Below are 19,210 nucleotides of genomic sequence, written 5' to 3'. Positions count from 1 at the left end.
CTTGTGCCCATGAAATGGGAGAATCACAAAGTTCGGTCACAAGAAGGGCGAACTTGTGCCTGTTAAAGAGGAAAATCACAAAGTTCGGTCACAAGAAGGGCGATCTTGTGCCCGTGAAATGGGAGAATCACAAAGTTCGGTCACAAGAAGGGCGAACTTGTGCCTGTGAAAGAGGAAAATCACAAAGTTCGGTCACAAGAAGGGCGAACTTGTGCCCGTGAAAGAGGAGAATCACACATTTGGGTCAAATACTTATTCAATAAGAGACCATGTGGAAATCAATCAATTCCTTCATCCTTAAATAACGCCGGATTGGCGGTGGTATTCAAGCTCTGGGTGGACGCCCACAGGTTTCCGAGGAATCTTGGCATCATCTGCTGGGATGGTAAGAAGCTGTATCTTGAGAAATAGACAAAGAGTTTTAAATAGTTCCGCGCATTTCCTGGAAGGTGAATTTCTTTAGCATAAAACTCATTTTCTGTTACTGTTGCAAAGGAACGGGTCTCAAAACCTGAAATGAAACGGGTTTTTTCACCCTTGTACTCGTTTTCGATAAAATGGATTTTCTTGATGATTGTTGGGTCGTCGCTGCCATCGTAATTGGCAAGTTGAGACTGGTTATAAGCTGATACGGTGTCCAGCTCAGGAACTAGTGATAGCACGTGCCCGTATGCTTTGTCATAGCCTTCATAACATGGCTTAATATCCAACTCGTCCATTAACTCTACCAGCTTCAGATGTTCATTTTTTAAATAAGGAGGGCGGAAGATCTGCCTTGAGTGCTTTAAATCATCAAGTGAGTTGCACTCAAGAGAATGGAAGAAGTACCATTAGCCATGATCATCCACACTAATATCATACGATTGGCCGTCTTTCTTCAATAAGTAATCTTTATAACGATTTTCTTTATCAAATGTAAAATCCCGCTCAGAATCCCTACCAGGCATGAAGCCAAAAGGAGATTCGATTGGGACACCGATTTCTGAATAAAGCTTGTTTTTCATAAGATAAAACACCCCTCCAAAACCATAATACATACAGATTACCCATTCCTATACGAAGACACACATAAAAGATATAATGTGAAATCGAGGAAAAACATGGTAATATTTTATTAGGTAAAAGGGGGGATAAAGATGGAACTAAAGGCACAAGAAACTGCTGCAAGAATAGATTTTACGAAAAGAGAAAACATTGAGTTATACATTATTATCGTGCTAATGGTTGTGTCAGTAATTTTTGTTCCAGTATTGAAAGGAATCATAGCAATTGCACCAATTCTATATTTTTTTATTGAACGAAAAGTGAGGAAAAGAACGTTGGAGGAGATCGGGTTTTCCAGTGCCCATATTAAAGAGAACATCTCAAATACATGGAAACTTATTTTGTTTACCGGGATTGCAATGCAATTACTCTACTTATTTTCTTATAAAAACTTCTTCCCGGAAGTATTAGAGCATGTCCTTGGTAGAATTCCTCTTGATTTCAGTAACTTGAATCCACTATTGTTTCTAAGTATCGCATTGCTCGCTTTTGGAGAAGAGATTGTCTTTAGGGGCTTAATCCAGGCACGATTGAGCAAACTCATGCCAGTATGGGTGGTCATCCTTGTTACTTCCCTGTTATTTGCCGCCATGCATATCTCAACCGGTGAAGGAACTGTTGTCATTGTTGATTTATTGAGTGTCTTTATCGACAGTATTCTGTTCGGAATCATTTTTGCTAAAACAAGGAATATTTATATCGTGACGCTCGCTCATATTTTAGCTAATACGGTGGCTTTGTTATCAATTTATTTATTTGTTGTATAGATAAACGAATACATAAAAAAGCAGGAGGAGTTTGCTGCTTTTTAGAGAAGCTATTGTAAGTAACATCTAGTTCCACTTATTTCTATGACAAGGAGTGGTATCAAGAATGATTAATAAAATCGGTCAAATCATGTTGTACGTAAATGATCAGGATGTTGCAGTAAAATTCTGGACTGAAAAAATGGGGTTTGTAGTGAAAGCCGAAGAAGATAATAGGACAGGATTCAGATGGATTGAAATTGCACCAAATTTAGATTCTGAAACAAGTATCGTACTGCATGATAAAGATTTTGTGGCAAAAATGTCTCCTGGACTCAATCTTGGTACTCCTTCATTAATGCTTTTTTCAGAGAATCTTGAGAAATTACACAGCGATTTATCCAATAAAAACGTGTTTGTCGGTGAAATTGTAAACATGCCTTCAGGGAGGGTCTTTAATTTTGCTGATGATGAGGAAAACTACTTTGCTGTGATGGAAAAATGATATCTTCATAAACCAATGAGCCGTTTTTAAGCAGGAAACGGCTTATTATTTTGTCTATTTTTTACCACGGCAGATAAGGAATTAATTATCTACTGGTCAAAGAAGGGATATGTCATCTTATATCGAATTTTTTCAGCGTAAGGTATAGGATGTATTAAAAATGAGTATGGAAGAAGAGTGATTTCATACTCAAATGAAGATCAATTATAGAAAGTACTCTTTGTACATAAAAAATGTGGCTATTACTGATCCAATTAAATAAAGAATCGACGCGTAAAATGCATATGAGGGTGAAAACTTTTCCTGTGATTGGTTCATTTTAATTCCTGTTTCACCTTGAACTTGCATATCAATACTTCGGCTTGTGAATCCGCCTGATGAATTAAAGAAGTAAATGAAGAATGCGCTGGCCAGAGCTACGAAAACGGAAACATCTATAAAACTAAAATCCAGTATTAACGTTGCTGCGAAGTTAATCAATCCGATGATTACCAAAGTAACTATAAAGCTTATTGTTTTACCGATGGTGATGACCCCCTTTAGAATTACTTACGAAGTTCTAAAAGAAAAGTTTCAATTTTTTGTAAATTTATAGAATAATATAGTCAATTAATACACTTTTAAAGCAGAAAACTGTTTGAAAAGGCTGGCGGTAATTAGTGTTGACAAATCTCTCAGTGGGAAACCATATAAGGACGTAATTTAGAAAAAGAGTTGCTGATACAATCATATAGTTAGTGAAGGCAATTTAATAACGAGTTTGCCTTATAGGGGTATTCCACATGAAAAAACTAGTCATTCTCCTTGTTGTATTTGTGCTTACAGCCTGTGGACCTAGATTAGACGAAAATGCTCAATTAGCAAAAGAATACTTAAAAGATCAAGGGTATTCGATTAAATCCTATGAGGGTAAATACTCTCATATTATCAAAAGGGAACAATTAATTCATAAGCCTGACATGTCAGTTTGGGCCGTACAAACCGAGAAGCCTGATGCCTATATTGGAAAGGAAATCATACAAGAGAGATTCATTGTAAAAAATCATCCTCTAAGTAAAATATACGGCCCGCAGAAAAGTTTTTCGTATAAGGTATCAGTCAGTGTTTTCATGTTTAAGGGGGAAATAATTGGCGGTATATCTTTCCCAGTTGGGAATGGGATCGCAGGTTCTCCTTATTCACTCGATGGCAAAACTTCCGAAGAGGTCATAAAAATGGACCATGTGGAATGGCAGAATCAATGGATTGAGAAATATGGGGATTGAATAAGTATCGTAGCTGCAATCCATTCAAAACAGCATTATTCTATTAAATTATTAATTTAAAGGTGGAGGTCATTTATTGACAAAAAAATTTGTATATTATCTATTAACAATAGTATTTTTTGTAGGTTATGTATTCCTATTTGATTACTTCTTTAAATATATTGAAATGATGTTTGTGCCTTATGGTCTCCTGATATTCATTTTACAAATCGGCTTTTCCCTTGTGAACCTTTTTCCTGCTTCGATCATTACCACCAGGAAGATCGTCGAGATCATACGAAGGTGACTGGGCAGTATTTGAAAAAGGAGGCATTGAATGAAAATGGTAGTTCTGCTATGTGTTTTTTAAATCATCTTGACAGGCAACACGACTACAAAGGATTATTATCAGACGTCCGGCCAACTACTTGGAAATTGTTAGAGTAGTTGTCTATTGACCATAAGAAAAAGCTAATACGACAATGGTATCCGTACTAGCTTGTCTTTACATATATAGCTATTTTCCACTATGACCAAAATTCATATGTTGATAGCGGCCTTTAATGATTTGGTAAATGCCGTATAATATCAGTCCGACTGCCACAATAGCTAATAAAAATTGTCCGAATGGCTGGTTTGCCAGTTCCGTTAATGCGCCGCCGAGTCCTTTTGATTCATTGGGATTATTTGTGTAGGCTGTGCGAATGAAGAAAAATCCAACCATACTCAAGACAATTCCACGGGAGATCAGGCCGATTTTACCTGACAGACGTGCGGTTTTGCGTTCTTTTTCATTCATTTCATACGTTTTGAATTTAGACATGAACTTCTCTTTAGCTCCACTATATAGTTCGTACACACCATATCCAATAATAATCGCACCAACCAATCCTACCAACCAGACGCCAAAGGGCTGTTCCATTAACTTGGCGGAAATTGTTTTCTCCGAATTTTCTCCACCAGCTGATCCGGTGTTACTAGCTAATTTTATTGCACCGAATGCTAGATTCGTATAAATGAGTCCACTGATGAAATATGCTGTTCTTTTAATCAAACCCTTAGCATCGGTTCCTTCATTTTCCGGATCTTTAATGGCTTTAATAAAATCCCATAAAATATATCCTATTAAACCAATCCCGATCATCCAAAGGGCAACTTCACCAAAGGGCATTTCGGAGATTGATTGAAGGGCACCAGATGTCCCGGTTGTGTCGCCTTTTGGTCCGAATGCTGCCAAAGCAGCGAGCGCTCCGACCATTCCATAGACAAGACCTTTGGCAATATAGCCGAAGCGGGCAAAACGGCGCATCCACGGTTTAACTTCTTTCAATTTATTTCTGACTTCTAAAGATGATGGTGAATTCATATTTATGAACACTTCCTCTATTTTTCTCTCATTTATAAAATGTTCCCCCTTTTCCTAAAAAGGAAACCAGCTGGATTCCTTCTTTTCTCTTAACCAGCATAAAGTCTATTGTTTTATTTTTATGTGTACGGGAAAAGTAGAAGAAAATTCAATCCTAAGGAGGTATGCAATATGCCCTATAATTCTTTAAAAGATCTGCCAGATTCAGTAAAGGATAACCTGCCACATCATGCCCAGGAGATTTTCAAAGAGGCATTCAATTCAGCCTCTGAGCAATACGATGAAGAAGAAACAGCCTTTAAGGTGGCGTGGAGTGCTGTTAAAAATGAGTATGAAAAGAATGATGATGATGAATGGGTTAGAAAAGAGGAAGATTAAGGTTTGAAACTTTATAACACAATTGACTTGAGTAAATAGCCGCTTTCCTTAAAGGGAGGCGGTTTATTTTTCAAATGTGGGTGTTTTTAATACTGGTAAAATTTATAATAGAGTTATAGAGTTTTAGGAGAGATATACATATGTATAAAATCATGCTGATTGAAGACGATGCTCAGCTTTGTGAACTGGTCAAAGAGAATTTGGAGCGGTATGGATATGAAGTAGAACTGCCGGTTCATTTTTCAAAAATAGATGAAGAGTTTGCCCAAATAAATCCCGATCTAGTTTTGCTTGATATTAATCTGCCATATTATGATGGTTATTATTTGTGCAGAAGTTTCCGCCAGAGATCGACTGTGCCGATCCTGATGATTTCTGCGCGAAGTCAGGAGATGGAACAGATTATGGTCATCGAGTTGGGAGCGGATGATTTTATCACGAAGCCGTTTACCTTCGACATGCTGCACACGAAAATCAAGGCGACGTTGAGAAGAGTTTATGGAGAATATTCCGCAAAAGAAGAGGATCAACACTGCACAGGGTCGCTTTGTCTTGATAAGAAGACACTGATGCTGGAATATGAAGGTTCGAGGGCTGAACTTTCGAAGAATGAGTATAAATTGATGAAGAAGCTGATGGAGAATAAGGGCACTTTTGTTTCGAGAGAAGAACTGATTGAAGAAGTGTGGGATGCGGTCACTTTCGTGGATGATAATACCCTGACCGTGAATATGACGAGGATCAAGCAAACTCTTGCCAAGCTTGGATTAAGCCAGGTTATCAAAAGCAAGCGAGGGGTTGGATATATGCTAGAAACTCCTGAAGGGAATGTACATGCTTAAAAGTCTCTTTCTCCGATTTTTAAAGGACCGCATACTTCTTATTCTATTATATCTTCTCAATATCGTTTGTGTACTGTTATTTTTTCATCTTAGTGAACCTGCGAACAACGAATATTTTTACCCATTGGCAATCGGGTTATTTTTCTTAAGTCTTTATCTGTTTATCGATTGGTTCCGCTTTTACCCAACAGGCCGCGCTATCGAAATGCGCAGGAAGGGTCAGAATGTTGAATGGGCAGCCAGTACGGAGGAACAGAAGGCATTCCAGCGATTATTACATAGAGCAGTGAGTGAATACACTAAAGAAAACAATGAGTTAAAGGAACAAAGCAAAGAGAGAATCAGTTTATTGTCCCATTGGATGCACCATCTGAAGACTCCGGTTTCAGTGATAGAGCTGATTTTGAATAATGGGGAAAAAACAGAGACTTTAGAAAAAATCCAGCAGGAAAATAAACGACTGCATACATCCATCGAGCAAGGTCTGACGATGATCAGGATGGATCAGTTTGGGAATGACTTTGAGGTGCAGACAGTTGACCTGGTTGGTTCGTTACGGAAGTTAATCAATGCGCGGAAAAAGGAATGGATCTACCAATCGCTTTTTCCTTCTATTGAATCTAGCGAAGAAGATGCTTTCATCATTACGGATCCAAAGTGGAATGAGATTATGATTGACCAAATCATCACCAATGCAATTAAGTACTCCAGCTTGAAGGAAGGAAACAAAAAGCTTGTTTTTAAGGTTGAGAGGGTGGAAGATCACATCCATCTTTCCATTATTGACGAGGGTGTAGGCATACCTCCATACGACATTGAGAGGGTATTTCAGCCATTTTTCACTGGGGAAAATGGCAGACAGCACCGCAATTCTACAGGGATAGGGCTTTACCTCAGCAAGAAGATCGCCGACAAGACTGGAGCTAAAATTACCATCCAATCTGTGCATGGAGAAGGAACAACGGTTATACTTCGTTGGTTAGCAACCGGGAGTAAATAATGATACCTTACAAAACTGTAAGGTATTTTTTAGCGTTATCGATGGTTGCCTTTTGATTGGCGGCTTACTATGGAGTTAGAAGCGAACGCGATACCTAATATGAGCCAGACGTTACTTGGACTTTTCTACGGATTAAATGATTCTTTGGACCAAAGAGCGGAGGAGCTCTACGGAAATGTACGAATCTGGGGGTGCTTCGGACAAAACCGCCAGGAAGAGTCGCGGAAATGTACGAACCAGGGGTTATTTCGGACAAAACAAGAAAAGAGCGCCGTGGAAATGTCCGAACCCGGGGTTACTTCTCCAGAGGAAAGAGTGGCGGATTTGTCAGAAAACATGAGCCTGCTTCGGACAAATATAAAGGCGTAGGGGGACAGAAATGTCCGAACGTCTTAAAAAACTACAATTTTTTTAGGGGGAAACTGAAATGGTCATTCTGGATGCTCAAAATATTGTAAAAGTTTATGGAGGATCAAGTGGGGAAGGTTCGACGAAGGCTCTTGACGGAGTAAGCCTTTCTATTAATAAAGGAGAGTTTGTGGCGATTATGGGACCGTCGGGAAGCGGGAAGACGACCTTTCTCAATGTGCTGAGCGGTATCGACCAGTCAACTTCTGGCGAGGTCACTATCGCTGGGCAGGAGATTGGTGAGATGTCAGGCGATCAGCTTGCACTGTTCCGTCGCAACCAGCTCGGTTTTGTATTTCAGGAGTTCAACCTTTTAGACAGCTTGACAGTTAAAGAGAATATCATGCTGCCAATGGTATTGGAAAAGAAGCATGCAAGCGATATGGAAGAAAAAGTACAGGAACTCGCTCAACTGTTTGAAATCCAAGATACGCTTGAAAAGTACCCCTACAACATATCAGGCGGCCAGCAGCAGCGGACCGCGGTCAGCCGCGCGCTCGTCAATGAGCCTGCGATGATTTTTGCGGATGAACCAACCGGGAATCTGGATTCCAAATCCTCTTCCGTCATTATGGAATGCTTTAAAAAAATTGTTGATGAGCTCGCGACAACGGTCCTGCTTGTGACGCATGACGTTTTTGCTGCCAGCTATTGTCATAAGGTCGTTTTTATCAAAGATGGAATGATCTATTCGAGTATCGTGAAAAAAGGAAGCAGGAAGGAGTTCCTGAATCGAATCATGGATAACCTTGCTGTCTTAGGAGGAAGAACCTATGACATTTAATCAAGTGGTTTGGAAGATGGTGAGAGTTAACTATAAGAAGTATATCTTTTATTATCTTTGCAACAGTTTTGCGGTGATGTTCTTCTTTATGTTCTCGACCGTTTATTTTAACAGCAGGGTTGAACAAGGGAAGAAGATGGAGAGCCTGCAGGATGCTTTATCGATTCCTGGAGCAGCGTTGATTATTTTTACGATTTTCTTTATCAGTTATGCCCATAATGTTTTTATGAAAAAGAGAAAAAGTGAGTTTGGGCTTTTTATGACATTGGGCATGGCAAGAAGAGACTTAAGCAAATTGCTTATCTTGGAAAATGCAGCAATCGCCATTTTATCCATTCTATCAGGACTGCTTGCTGGAGCTATTTTCTCAAGATTGTTTTTTATGCTGTTGATGAATTTCATCGAATTGGAGGATGTTCCGTTTCACTTTACAGGTAAAATGTTCTTTTTCTCTATCGGAGCATTTATTGCCGTATTCATACTAGCTGTAGGGAAATCTTTGCTTCAGACGATGAGAAGCAGCCTGATTCTTAGCATGAAGAGCAACAGGTACGCTGACTCAATCAAAATGAGAAGTCCATTGATAGGCGGCTTCGGACTGCTGATGATGGCCGGCTCGCTTCTGATTCTTTATTTTACATTTGAAAGCTCAAATGGTGCCTATCTGCCGCTGTGGACATTGTCGATGTTATTAGGCCTGTATATTTCAATTAACCAAGCTGCTAGTTTCCTAATCAACCTTGCTAAGAAGTTTCCCGGATTTTACTATCGCAGATTGCTTTTCCTGAGCAGCCTTGATTATAAATTCAAGCAGTTGACTTCCATTATCATGCTCGTGACGGTAATGATTATGATCACCATCTTCTATAGCACCTTATTATTGACCTTTTATAAGGCTTCTGAAAAGGATGCTGTGAATAATCATCCATATGATGTCGCTTTTTATCAGTCAGAAACGAAGAATACAATTTCTGTTGAAGAGCTAAATGAGGTCATAGATCTAAAGGAACATCTTCAAATACCGATATTCAATCATTATGAAAAACTTGAATATGTCGATGGATATCAGACTTATGATTTTATGGCACTGGATGATTTCAATAAACTGACTTCGAGTCAAGTATCGTTGGGGAAGAATGAATACCTATTTTATTTAAACTCTGATCCAGAATATGCTCATCCTGATATGGTCGAATCTATTCAGTTAACTATTAATAATGAAGTTGTAACTTATCAATTGAAGGATCAAGTAATTGAAAACACAATTAATTTGCTGCCAAATGCATATGAATTCATTGTCGTTAATCAGTCCGAATTTGATTTTCTGCGGAATAGAGTGGAGGGGTATGAACTTAATCTTCATCTAATTAATGTTGAGAACTGGAAAGATAGCGAAATTCCCGTAAATGAATTAGAAGAGAAATTCCATGTTAACAATAAGTTGACTCCACCCATGAATTATCCCGATATGGAGCATACCTCAGAATCCGAATTGTTTCGGGTGGTCTCAAAGATAGGAGACTATCATCAAAATAAAACCACCAATGGAATGATGTTCTATGTGACTACTTTTTTAAGCATCATGTTCTTTTTCGGCACTTTTGTTTTGCTGTATCTTAATCTCTTTTCCGAAGTCGAAACTGAGAAATTGAAATATCGGAAACTAACTAAAATCGGGATGGCATCAAAGGAAATAAAACAAAACGTATCCAGAGAATTAGGGACGATCTTCTTTGCACCAACTGTTCTCGGAACGACACTAGCTTTCTTTTACCTTGCAATCTTGTCAACAGACGTCGGAGGAATCATGCAAAACCCAGATATATTGATGCATTTCCTGCAGATTGCTGGCATTTACCTGATCATCCAGGTTGGATCATTTTTTTATGCCAGGAAGAAGATGCTATTGCACTTGATTAATTAGAAAAAACATAGCCGCTTTCCGTAGAGGAAGGCGGTTTACTTTTCTAATTTAATCGACAGATTTATTTTAAAATATGTTTTTCGCTATGCTCACTCAAAGTGATATAATTATCATAATTATGAAAATATTAACCGGAAAAAATGAGGAAGGTGATGGTATGCATTTTCTTCGTTATCAATGGGAGCCCTATTTGTCCTATGGAAAGCTGTTTGAGTTCGAGAAGAACAAGGTTGTCTATCTTCAGGGGGAAGCTGGAAGAGGGATCTTTTATTTGAAGAAAGGTGAAATCAAAGTTACGCTTCTTTCGGACAAGGGAGATGAGCGGATCATCAACATGGTTCCGCCTGGGATGCTGTTCGGTGAACATGGTGTCCATGGAGAGCCTTACTTGACGAGCGGAACGACGACTTGTCCTTCGCTGGTTTATTATTTTTCCGATGATGTCATTGCGACGATTTGCAGGCAACATCCGGAAGCGGCGGGAATTTATACAGACTCGCTGATTTATAAATTCAGGACGCTGGCCGAAATCATTGCCCATCTGGATAGTCCGGTTGAGCAGCAAATGGCGTTTTATCTGCTCAAGCTTGTTCAGGAGAACGGGAATGCCTCGATGAATCAGACGGCTTTTTCTAAATACATTGGCACGTCCCGTATTACCGTGAACAAGATTATTCAAAAGTGGAAGCAGAACGGATACATAGAGCTTCACAAGCGTGAAATCATTATCACCAACTTTGATAAAATAAGGGCGCTTGCCAGTCATCACCATGTGGATTAACTAACCAGGTTTCTTAGGAAATCTGGTTTTTTTATGAAGTATTTTCGTTTGGCGATCTCAATTATGCCGGCTTCCTGCCATTGTTTGAGGACTTTATAGACGGTAATTCTTGTAAGTCCGGTGCAACAGGCAAGGTCTTGCTGGGAAATCGGAATCTCGTAATTCTTGAATTCATCGCAGATGTTGTGGAGTAAGACGGCTAGCTTTTGTTCCGATGTAAGCGCATTCATATTTATCCGGTCTAAAAGAATTTTCATTTTGTGGATAACGCTTTTTGAAAAAAGCTTGAAGAGCTCTGGATGGGTGATCATGAGTTTTCGGAATTCATCTGCTGAGAAGTGATAAACGATGGAGTCTTTAACTGCGATTGCGGTTGTGAAATGTGTTTTCTGGTCGAGTGACTGGACACCCAACAACTGGTTAGGGATGACGATGTTCAGCATGTTTTCTTTTCCAGCAGCTGATTCTGTGACGATTCTTACAAGTCCTTTGTGCAGATAATAAAAGCCTTCACCATATTCCCCTTGCTTATAAATGCACTCCTTTTTTCTGAAAAACTGCCGAGTACCGTATCTCAAATAATTCTCCCAATGAAAGACTTCCTCATACACCGTAACCATCCTATAACCTCCCTATGAGTGAAGCTGATATCTAACATTATCATAGGGGAAACATTGAGATAATTCTATAACTTATTAGATAATTTCGACTTTTAAGAAAACTATTTTAAAAAAAACGTTAAATAGGCTACAGTTACGTTCGAAATTTAGTATTACAATTCATTATGAATTTTCAATTAATTTTTCAGGAGGGTGAATATGGGAATTAGGACTGGGGCTCAATATATTGAAGCGGTTAAAGCACGTAAACCTGAAGTTTGGCTTTCTGGTAAAAGGATCGAAAATTTATTTGAGGAGCCGGTGTTCAAGCAGCCAATCCTTGAAATCGCAAAGCTGTACGACATGCAGCATGATCCTGAATTCCAGGATAAGATTACTCACGTTTGTGAGGAAACCGGTGAGCGGGTGAATAACGCATTCCTCGTACCGAAAAATTATGAAGATTTAGTCAAGCGCCGCAATGTTTTCGAAGCATTTGCGAAGGCAACATTTGGTCTCATGGGAAGGACTCCGGATTTCTTGAACGTCGTTGTGACATCCATGTACTACAATTCCTGGTTCTTTGAAAAATACAATAAAAACTGGGCAGAGAATGTTCGCAACTATTATAAATACATCCGTGACAATGACATCTTCTTAACCCACGCGATTATCAACCCGCAAAATGACCGCAGCAAGAATTCACATGAACAGAAGGATACGTACACACACCTTGGTGCAGTAAAGGAAACTCCGGATGGCTTGGTTGTCAGGGGAGCGAAAATGCTGGCAACACTTGCACCGGTAACAGATGAAGTGATCATCTATTCTTTCCCAGGATTTGCGCCTGGTGATGAAAAATATGCACTGGCATTCGCAATTCCGATTGACACTCCAGGGCTGCGAATCATTTGCCGCGAGCCAATGCAGGATGGGCAGCGATCCTTCTTCGATCACCCACTTGCTTCAAGGTTTGAAGAAATGGATGCATTGCTTGTGTTCGATGATGTCGTTGTTCCTTGGGATCGCGTTTTCCTTCATAACAATGTCGAGGCAGCCAATAAGCTCTATCCTATGACTGGTGCAGGACAGCAGCCAGCTCACCAGTCCGGTGTCCGCGGTCTTGTGAAATTGGAGTTCGCGACACAGGTGGCGATGAAGGTTGCCGATACAATCGGTGTTGACGGATATTTAAATGTCCAGGACCAGCTTGGCGAACTCGCACAGTCACTTGAATCAATCAGGGCATTATTAAAAGTTGCGGAATACGAGCACACAATGACCGAGCATGGTGAGGCGATGCCAGCTTATGTACCGCTTGAAACGATTCGGGGCTTGCTGCCGAAAATGTATCCGCGGGCCATTGAGGTCATCCAGATTGTTGGAGCAGGCGGCTTGCTGATGTCTCCAACAGGCGCTGATTTTGAAAGTGATGAATTAAGAGGTTCGATTGATAACTACTACGTTGGACGAGAAGGAGTTACTTCTTTGGAACGCGTCAGCATTTTCAAGCTGGCATGGGATCTGTGTGGCGAGGCATTCGGACAGCGACTATTGCAGTATGAACGCTACTACACAGGAGATCCAATCCGTAAACGCGGAATTTTCTATAACAACTATAAACGCCAAACAACACTTACGATGGTCGACGAGGCGTTAAAGGGCGCACAGTTGGATAATAAGGAAGCGCTTACAAACTAGTCTGCAGGAGGAGAAGGACAGATGAAAACACATATTTATTCTTCATTGGAACTGCCTCAATCTATCGTCGCGATTGGAGCGTTTGACGGAGTCCATCGAGGGCACCAAACGGTCATCCGGCAGGCAGTACAGCGAGGCAGGAAGCTGAAGGTTCCGAGTGTGGTGTTTACATTTGATCCTCCACCGCGGGTGTTTTTTCAAGGAGCAAGGATGCTGACAACTGTCGAGGAGAAGCTGGCTAAAATTGAGAAGCTTGGTGCCCGGCATGCTGTAGTTGCCAGGTTTGATGAGGTGTATGCCCGGCGGAGTGCTTATGAGTTCATCGACAGCCTGGCGAAGCTCAATCCGGCTGAAATTATGGTAGGCGGTGATTTTCGGTTTGGTAAAGCCCGCCTTGGAGATGTTTCTCTCCTTGAAAAGTATTTTAAGGTTTCTGTCACGAATCCAGTCCGCTGCTCTCAGGGAAGCGTGATTTCTTCCAGCAGGATTCGTCAGCTCATTTCTGAGGGTGAGATTCACCTTTCGAATTCACTGCTCGGCTGGCCAGCAGGAAAGTAGGGTTCTATTTTACAAGAATAGGAGGGACAGTGCATGAAGTTGCTTGGGAATATCAGGCACAATCATCGGCGCGAAAACAGGCATTGTTGTCCGTAAAGTGCTTGATGATGTGAAAAAGAAGTACCCGGACATCGAGGTGGAAATGCTCGATATGATGGATTACGATGTGGAGTTCTGTGACGGACGTCCGCCGGAGAAATATTCAGCAGATACAAAAGCGGTGATTGAAAAAGTCACATCTGCCGATTTTTACGTGATTGGGACACCTATTTTTCAGGGTTCCATTCCAGGGGTGTTGAAAAATCTTTTTGACCTTATTCACCCAGATGCATTCCGAAATAAAGTGATGGGATTCGTCGCCAACGGCGGAACGTACCAACATTTCCTGGTGATTGAAAATCAGCTTAAGCCGATTGCCGGATACTTTAGGGCGTTTGTAGCACCTAGCTATGTGTACGCCAACTACGATCATTTTAATTCTGAAAATGAAATCGTTGATGAGGATTTGCTGAAGCGGATTTCAAGTTTGGCCGACGAAGTCGTTCATATGCAAAAGTCATTGAAGGGCAGCACGGCGAAGGTTACGGAGTGAGTTTTACCATTTTACCAGAATTGAAGGGAGACGATTAGAGATGAAAAGCCAATTTGTTCCGATCAATCTTATGAAGTTTATTGAGGAAAACAGAGACCAGCTGAAGCCTCCGGTCAATAACAAGGTAATCTGGAAGGATGCAGAGTTAATGGTCATGCTGTTGGGCGGGCCAAACAAGAGACGTGATTTCCATGTTGATCCGTCTGAGGAGATTTTCTACCAAATCCAGGGAAGCTGCTATGTTGAGGTCATCAATGCTGAAGGAAAGCGTGAAGTCGTTGAAGTGAAGGAAGGGGAAATGTTCCACCTCCCGCCAAATGTCCCGCACTCTCCACACCGTGTAGCAGACACTATTGGTCTAGTAATCGAGCGTAACCGTGCTCAAGGTGAACTCGAGGATTTCGTCTGGTTCTGCGATGAGTGCGACCATGAGATGCACCGCGCGACAATCCAGCTGACAAACATTGAAAAGCAGGTGAAGGAAGCGATCGCCAGCTTTAATGGAAATGAGGAGCTGCGCAAGTGTGATAACTGTGGACATATGATGCCGCCAGAAGCGAGTGAATGGAAATGCGAGTAGACTTCCATACGCATATTATTCCGGAGAATTTCAGTGAATTGACGCAGCGATTCGGCGGTGAGAAGTGGCCAACGCTTGAGCGTACATGTGCGTGCGGCGCTAATATCATGATTGCCGGCAAGGTGTTCCGCGAAGTGACCGACCAGGTATGGGACGCCGAGAAGCGAATCAAGGATATGGAACGAGAGGGAGTCGACATTCAGGTTCTTTCTCCGATTCCTGTCACGTTCTCTTACTGGGCTCCGGCCGAGCAAGCGGAAATTTTAGCCAGGGTTCAAAATGACTTTATTGCTGACCTCGTTAGCCAGTATCCGACTAAATTCATTGGGCTAGGTGCTGTGCCGCTGCAAAACGTCGAGGTTGCAATCCGCGAGATGGACCGCTGCAAGCATGAGCTAGGCTTGAGCGGCATTGAGATTGGCACGAATGTAAATGGCGTCAATCTCGATGATCCCCAGTTTATCGAATTCTTTGAAATGGCGGAGAAATGGGAAGTTCCTTTATTCATCCACCCTTGGGAGACACTTGGAAAGGAACGGATGCCGCGACATAACTTGATGTATACCGTAGGGATGCCAAGCGAAACGGCTCTGGCTGGAGCAAGCTTGATCTTAGGCGGAATCATGGATAAGTTCCCGAAGCTTAAAATCTGTTTGGCTCATGGGGGGAGGCGCACTGCCGTACTTGCTGCCTCGTCTTGATCAGGGCTGGAAGGTATGGCCGCATCTGCGCTTGCTTGATAAGCCGCCAAGTTATTACGCGAAGCAATTTTACTATGATTCGCTTGTGAATGAGCCGGTCAACATGAACTATTTACTTCAGAATTTTGGCCATGAGCGCATCATCATGGGATCTGATTATCCATTTTTGCTGAGGGAGGTACCTCCTGGAAAGGTCATAGACGATACAGTCGGATTATCAAAGGAACAGACAGAAGCGATCCTCGGTAAAAACGCGCTCAAGTTTTTGAATATTCCTGTTAAGGTGGGGAGTTGATTTTATGGAGAAAGCCTTAGTTACACCAGAAGAACGATTGCAAGAGCTTGGTCTCTCTTTGCCAGCTCCCCGTCCGTCGGCTGGGAATTATGTTAGCTGTGTAAGGACGGGCAACCTTATTTTCACATCCGGACAGGGGACGAATGAGTACCGCGGTCGGCTTGGCGAAGATGTCTCGATCGAGGTTGGCTACGATGCGGCAAGGCAGTGCATGCTGAATTTACTGACGGTGCTGAAGCAGGAACTAGGAGAGCTAAGCAAGGTCAAGCGAGTTGTGAAAGTGCTCGGCTTCGTGAATAGTTCACCTGATTTTACCGACCAGCCAAAGGTCATGAATGGGGCTTCCGATTTGCTGGTACAGGTGTTCGGCGATCGCGGGAAGCATGGGAGATCTGCTGTCGGGATGGCGCAGCTGCCCTTGAATAACGCTGTTGAAGTTGAAATGATCGTTGAAGTTGAGGATGAGGAGGGCGGATTAGGATGAATCTTGCTCAACCACAGGCTATAAAGGATGCAAAACTATTTATTAACGGTGATTATATTGATGCCGTGTCAGGGGAAACATTTGACACGATCGATCCATCGACAAACAAGAAGCTGGCCTCTGTGGCGAAAGCTGGTGTTGAGGATGCGAAGCACGCAATCGATGTTGCACAGAAGACTTTCGAAAGCGGCATCTGGAGTGAGATGCCTGTGGCTGAAAGAACGAAGATTTTAGTCAGGATGTCTGATTTAGTCATGGAAAAGGTTGATGAATTGGCGCTGATCGAGACGCTTGATGTCGGGAAGCCAATTAAGGAAAGCCGTGGGTTTGATATCCCGCGGGCTGCTGCGAACCTGCGCTTTTTTGCCGAGATGGCGAACTATATTAACCATGAGCATTATGACCAGGCTCGATATATGTCCTATTCCAAATACGCTCCGGCTGGGGTGACCAGCTTGATCATTCCATGGAACCTTCCGTTCATGCAGATGACGTGGAAGGCTTCGGCAGCGATAGCCGCGGGTAATACGGTTGTCGTAAAACCGGCTTCCTATACTCCATTGAGCGCCGTAATGCTTGGCGAGATTGCCAATGAAGCGGGATTGCCACCAGGAGTGTTGAATATTATCACGGGTCCTGGCGGCACGGCCGGAACAGAGATGACACGTAACCCATCAGTGCGAAGGATTTCCTTTGTCGGCGACAGTACGACAGGGCGCACGGTGATGCAAAACGCCGCTTCCCAGCTGATTCCCGTTTCTCTTGAGCTTGGCGGCAAATCGGCCAATATCGTGTTTGCGGATGCGGACCTCGATGAAGCAGTTGCTGGATCGATTGAAGCGATTTTCCGGAATCAGGGTGAAATTTGTCTTGCTGGTTCTCGCTTGCTGATTCAGGAGAGCATTTATGATAAATTCATGGAAAAGTTCGTCGCTGCGGCTCGCGCTTTGAAGGTAGGCAATCCACTTGATCAAGAGACGGATATGGGAGCACTTGTTTCAAAAGGCCATCTGGAAACCGTCGATGAATATGTCCAGATCGGATTAGGTGAAGGCGCAAAACTCGCAACAGGCGGAAAGCGCATTGCCAGTCTTGGAGAGGGCAACTTCTATGAACCTACTGTTTTATACGATGTGGATAACAAGATGCGCGTGGCTCAGGAAGAAATTTTCAGCCCAGTGCTGGTCGTGATTCCGTTTAAAACAGAAGAAGATGCTGTTAGGATTGCGAACGATTCGATGTATGGACTTGCTGGTGTCGTATGGACGAATGACCTGCGGCGCGCACATCGTGTCGCTGCAAAAGTGCACTCCGGCTTGTTGTGGATAAACTGCTGGTATTATCGCGACCTCCGCACACCGTTTGGCGGATCGAAAGCAAGCGGCATCGGACGAGAAGGCGGCAGGCACAGCTTCGAGTTTTATACCGAAGCCAAGACGATTACGATGAAGCTATAAAAAAGGTTTGGTTTTTTCAACCGGAAATATATTTGCTGCAACCGGAAATATAAGCTGTTCAACCGGAAATATAAGCCGGCCAATTGTCTTAAAATTTGCTTCAACCCGCTAATTAAGCAAAAATGTAACAGCCGGAAATAGGATAAAGAAGTTCAACGGGGATTAATCGGACACCAACGGGGATTAAATTCATTCCAAAGGGGATTAATACTCGTTCAACGGGGATTATTTAGCCCCAAACGGTGAAATGGATATCCAACTGGAATTAAAAGTGATCCAACTGCTATTAAATCGAAGCTAACTGGTATTAAAAGAACTCCAACTGGTATTAAAAGAACTCCAACTGGTATTAAAACCAACTCAACTGTATTATCGCGGAATAAGTAAGAGCTTCAACAATTCAATAACCATTTTTAATAGAAAAGGAGGGTGATTTCATGAATGTAACAATAGAGAAGATTGCTGAAACGCTTCTAGAAGCGGAAAAAAGTAAACAGGCGGTAGCTCCGCTGACGGCACAATTCGAAAATCTCAATGTAACGGATGCTTACAATGTCCAGCTTGAGGTTTTAAAGAGAAAGCTGGAACAAGGACGGACGGTTATTGGCAAAAAGGTCGGCCTTACGAGTGTGGCGATGCAAAAGATGCTTGGCGTCGATGAGCCGGATTATGGGCATTTGCTTGATGATATGAAGGTGCCAGATGGCGGCACAGTGAAGATGTCCAACTTTCTCAGCCCAAAAATAGAAGCGGAAATTGGTTTCGTGCTTGCGGAGGAGCTTAAAGGGCCTAATGTCACTTTCCTGGATGTGCTGATGGCAACAAAATATGTGGTGCCAACTTTGGAGATCATCGACAGTCGGATTGCGGATTGGAAGATCGGACTCGTCGACACCGTGGCTGATAACGGTTCATCTGCGATGGTAGTAGTAGGAGACCAAATGACAGACATTACCGGTATCGATCTGCGGAGTGTTGGGATGACTTTTTTTCAAAAATAACGAAATGGTAGCGACTGGATCTGGTGCGGCGGCCCTTGGCCATCCGGCACATGCCATTGCCTGGCTGGCGAACAAGCTTCATGAGTTCGAAATTACGTTAAAGGCAGGCGAGCTTATTTTACCTGGAGCGCTTTCGGCAGCAATCCCTGTGCAGGAAGGCGATAGAGTTTCCGCTCAGTTTGGTCCGGTAGGCTCCGTGTCAGTGACTTTTGAGTAGGAG

Annotated in this window: 21 protein-coding genes and 2 pseudogenes; 19 read left to right on the top strand and 4 right to left on the bottom strand. The window is 42.3% G+C overall.

The window, feature by feature from the left end; genetic code table 11:
* Positions 1-278: 278 nt before the first annotated feature.
* Together LC048_RS10535 and LC048_RS10530 are read right to left on the bottom strand one after the other, a co-directional pair.
* On the bottom strand, positions 279-719 hold the full coding sequence (locus LC048_RS10535; RefSeq protein WP_306050202.1) for a hypothetical protein: 441 nt from the start codon (positions 717-719) through the stop codon (positions 279-281).
* Between the two features lie 111 nt (positions 720-830).
* Positions 831-1,004, bottom strand: coding sequence for a hypothetical protein (locus LC048_RS10530; protein WP_306050200.1), 174 nt, complete (start codon positions 1,002-1,004; stop codon positions 831-833).
* Positions 1,005-1,136: 132 nt separating this feature from the next.
* On the opposite strand from LC048_RS10530, the gene LC048_RS10525 reads away from it, so the two are divergent.
* The 4 genes from LC048_RS10525 (at position 1,137) to LC048_RS10510 (ending at position 3,846) form a co-directional block, all read left to right on the top strand.
* Positions 1,137-1,811 (top strand): CPBP family intramembrane glutamic endopeptidase, encoded by a 675-nt coding sequence (locus LC048_RS10525; protein ID WP_306050198.1) that lies wholly within the window; start codon positions 1,137-1,139, stop codon positions 1,809-1,811.
* Between the two features lie 106 nt (positions 1,812-1,917).
* Complete coding sequence (locus tag LC048_RS10520) at positions 1,918-2,295, top strand: VOC family protein (protein ID WP_226601031.1); 378 nt, start codon at positions 1,918-1,920, stop codon at positions 2,293-2,295.
* Between the two features lie 782 nt (positions 2,296-3,077).
* A complete protein-coding gene (locus tag LC048_RS10515) occupies positions 3,078-3,560 on the top strand; it encodes a hypothetical protein (protein WP_226601030.1) in 483 nt (160 codons plus the stop codon).
* 76 nt (positions 3,561-3,636) lie between these two features.
* Positions 3,637-3,846, top strand: coding sequence for a hypothetical protein (locus tag LC048_RS10510; protein ID WP_226601029.1), 210 nt, complete (start codon positions 3,637-3,639; stop codon positions 3,844-3,846).
* A gap of 210 nt (positions 3,847-4,056) precedes the next feature.
* Here the strand turns inward: LC048_RS10510 and LC048_RS10505 are convergent, their stop codons facing one another.
* Positions 4,057-4,905, bottom strand: coding sequence for a DUF1206 domain-containing protein (locus LC048_RS10505; RefSeq protein ID WP_226601028.1), 849 nt, complete (start codon positions 4,903-4,905; stop codon positions 4,057-4,059).
* 171 nt (positions 4,906-5,076) lie between these two features.
* Between LC048_RS10505 and LC048_RS10500 the strand changes: the two genes are divergently transcribed.
* The 7 genes from LC048_RS10500 (at position 5,077) to LC048_RS10470 (ending at position 11,022) form a co-directional block, all read left to right on the top strand.
* Positions 5,077-5,283 (top strand): ChaB family protein, encoded by a 207-nt coding sequence (locus LC048_RS10500; RefSeq protein ID WP_226601027.1) that lies wholly within the window; start codon positions 5,077-5,079, stop codon positions 5,281-5,283.
* 140 nt (positions 5,284-5,423) lie between these two features.
* Entirely contained in the window at positions 5,424-6,125 is a 702-nt protein-coding gene (locus LC048_RS10495) for a response regulator transcription factor (RefSeq protein WP_306050195.1), read from the top strand.
* A complete protein-coding gene (locus tag LC048_RS10490; protein ID WP_226601025.1) occupies positions 6,118-7,125 on the top strand; it encodes a sensor histidine kinase in 1,008 nt (335 codons plus the stop codon). The genes LC048_RS10495 and LC048_RS10490 overlap by 8 nt, the downstream gene beginning before the upstream one ends.
* Positions 7,126-7,194: 69 nt before the next feature.
* Positions 7,195-7,494, top strand: coding sequence for a hypothetical protein (locus tag LC048_RS10485; RefSeq protein ID WP_226601024.1), 300 nt, complete (start codon positions 7,195-7,197; stop codon positions 7,492-7,494).
* A gap of 58 nt (positions 7,495-7,552) precedes the next feature.
* Positions 7,553-8,317 carry an ABC transporter ATP-binding protein gene (locus tag LC048_RS10480; RefSeq protein ID WP_226601023.1) on the top strand — a complete coding sequence of 255 codons (765 nt, stop codon included), beginning with the start codon at positions 7,553-7,555 and terminating at the stop codon, positions 8,315-8,317.
* The gene (locus LC048_RS10475; RefSeq protein ID WP_306050192.1) at positions 8,307-10,241 is read left to right on the top strand and encodes an FtsX-like permease family protein; all 1,935 of its coding nucleotides are present in this window, start codon (positions 8,307-8,309) and stop codon (positions 10,239-10,241) included. The genes LC048_RS10480 and LC048_RS10475 overlap by 11 nt, the downstream gene beginning before the upstream one ends.
* A gap of 157 nt (positions 10,242-10,398) precedes the next feature.
* The gene (locus tag LC048_RS10470) at positions 10,399-11,022 is read left to right on the top strand and encodes a Crp/Fnr family transcriptional regulator (RefSeq protein WP_226601021.1); all 624 of its coding nucleotides are present in this window, start codon (positions 10,399-10,401) and stop codon (positions 11,020-11,022) included.
* Here the strand turns inward: LC048_RS10470 and LC048_RS10465 are convergent.
* A complete protein-coding gene (locus tag LC048_RS10465; protein ID WP_226601020.1) occupies positions 11,019-11,642 on the bottom strand; it encodes a Crp/Fnr family transcriptional regulator in 624 nt (207 codons plus the stop codon). The two genes, LC048_RS10470 and LC048_RS10465, sit on opposite strands and share 4 nt — an antisense overlap.
* Positions 11,643-11,840: 198 nt before the next feature.
* Here LC048_RS10465 and LC048_RS10460 point away from each other — a divergent pair, with 198 nt between their 5' ends.
* The 8 genes and pseudogenes from LC048_RS10460 (at position 11,841) to LC048_RS10425 (ending at position 19,207) form a co-directional block, all read left to right on the top strand.
* Positions 11,841-13,322 carry a 4-hydroxyphenylacetate 3-hydroxylase family protein gene (locus tag LC048_RS10460; RefSeq protein ID WP_226601019.1) on the top strand — a complete coding sequence of 494 codons (1,482 nt, stop codon included), beginning with the start codon at positions 11,841-11,843 and terminating at the stop codon, positions 13,320-13,322.
* Positions 13,323-13,343: 21 nt separating this feature from the next.
* Positions 13,344-13,880, top strand: coding sequence for an FAD synthetase (locus LC048_RS10455; RefSeq protein ID WP_226601018.1), 537 nt, complete (start codon positions 13,344-13,346; stop codon positions 13,878-13,880).
* Positions 13,881-13,923: 43 nt separating this feature from the next.
* Positions 13,924-14,472 carry an NADPH-dependent FMN reductase gene (locus tag LC048_RS10450; protein WP_306050190.1) on the top strand — a complete coding sequence of 183 codons (549 nt, stop codon included), beginning with the start codon at positions 13,924-13,926 and terminating at the stop codon, positions 14,470-14,472.
* Between the two features lie 40 nt (positions 14,473-14,512).
* The gene (locus LC048_RS10445) at positions 14,513-15,052 is read left to right on the top strand and encodes a 3-hydroxyanthranilate 3,4-dioxygenase (RefSeq protein WP_102262678.1); all 540 of its coding nucleotides are present in this window, start codon (positions 14,513-14,515) and stop codon (positions 15,050-15,052) included.
* Positions 15,043-16,048 (top strand): annotated as a pseudogene (locus tag LC048_RS10440) (amidohydrolase family protein). Before LC048_RS10445 ends, LC048_RS10440 begins: the two are co-directional and overlap by 10 nt.
* Before the next feature lie 4 nt (positions 16,049-16,052).
* Positions 16,053-16,532 (top strand): RidA family protein, encoded by a 480-nt coding sequence (locus LC048_RS10435; protein ID WP_226601015.1) that lies wholly within the window; start codon positions 16,053-16,055, stop codon positions 16,530-16,532.
* On the top strand, positions 16,529-17,989 hold the full coding sequence (locus tag LC048_RS10430) for an aldehyde dehydrogenase (protein ID WP_306050188.1): 1,461 nt from the start codon (positions 16,529-16,531) through the stop codon (positions 17,987-17,989). Before LC048_RS10435 ends, LC048_RS10430 begins: the two co-directional genes overlap by 4 nt.
* Positions 17,990-18,426: 437 nt before the next feature.
* Positions 18,427-19,207: pseudogene (locus LC048_RS10425) on the top strand (2-keto-4-pentenoate hydratase).
* The last annotated feature ends 3 nt before the right edge of the window (positions 19,208-19,210 follow it).

The organism is Mesobacillus subterraneus (assembly GCF_020524355.2).
Classification (GTDB): Bacteria; Bacillota; Bacilli; order Bacillales; family Cytobacillaceae; genus Mesobacillus; species Mesobacillus subterraneus_C.
The sequence above is the reverse complement of the archived record's forward strand: the minus strand, read 5'-3'. Positions and strand labels throughout refer to the sequence as shown.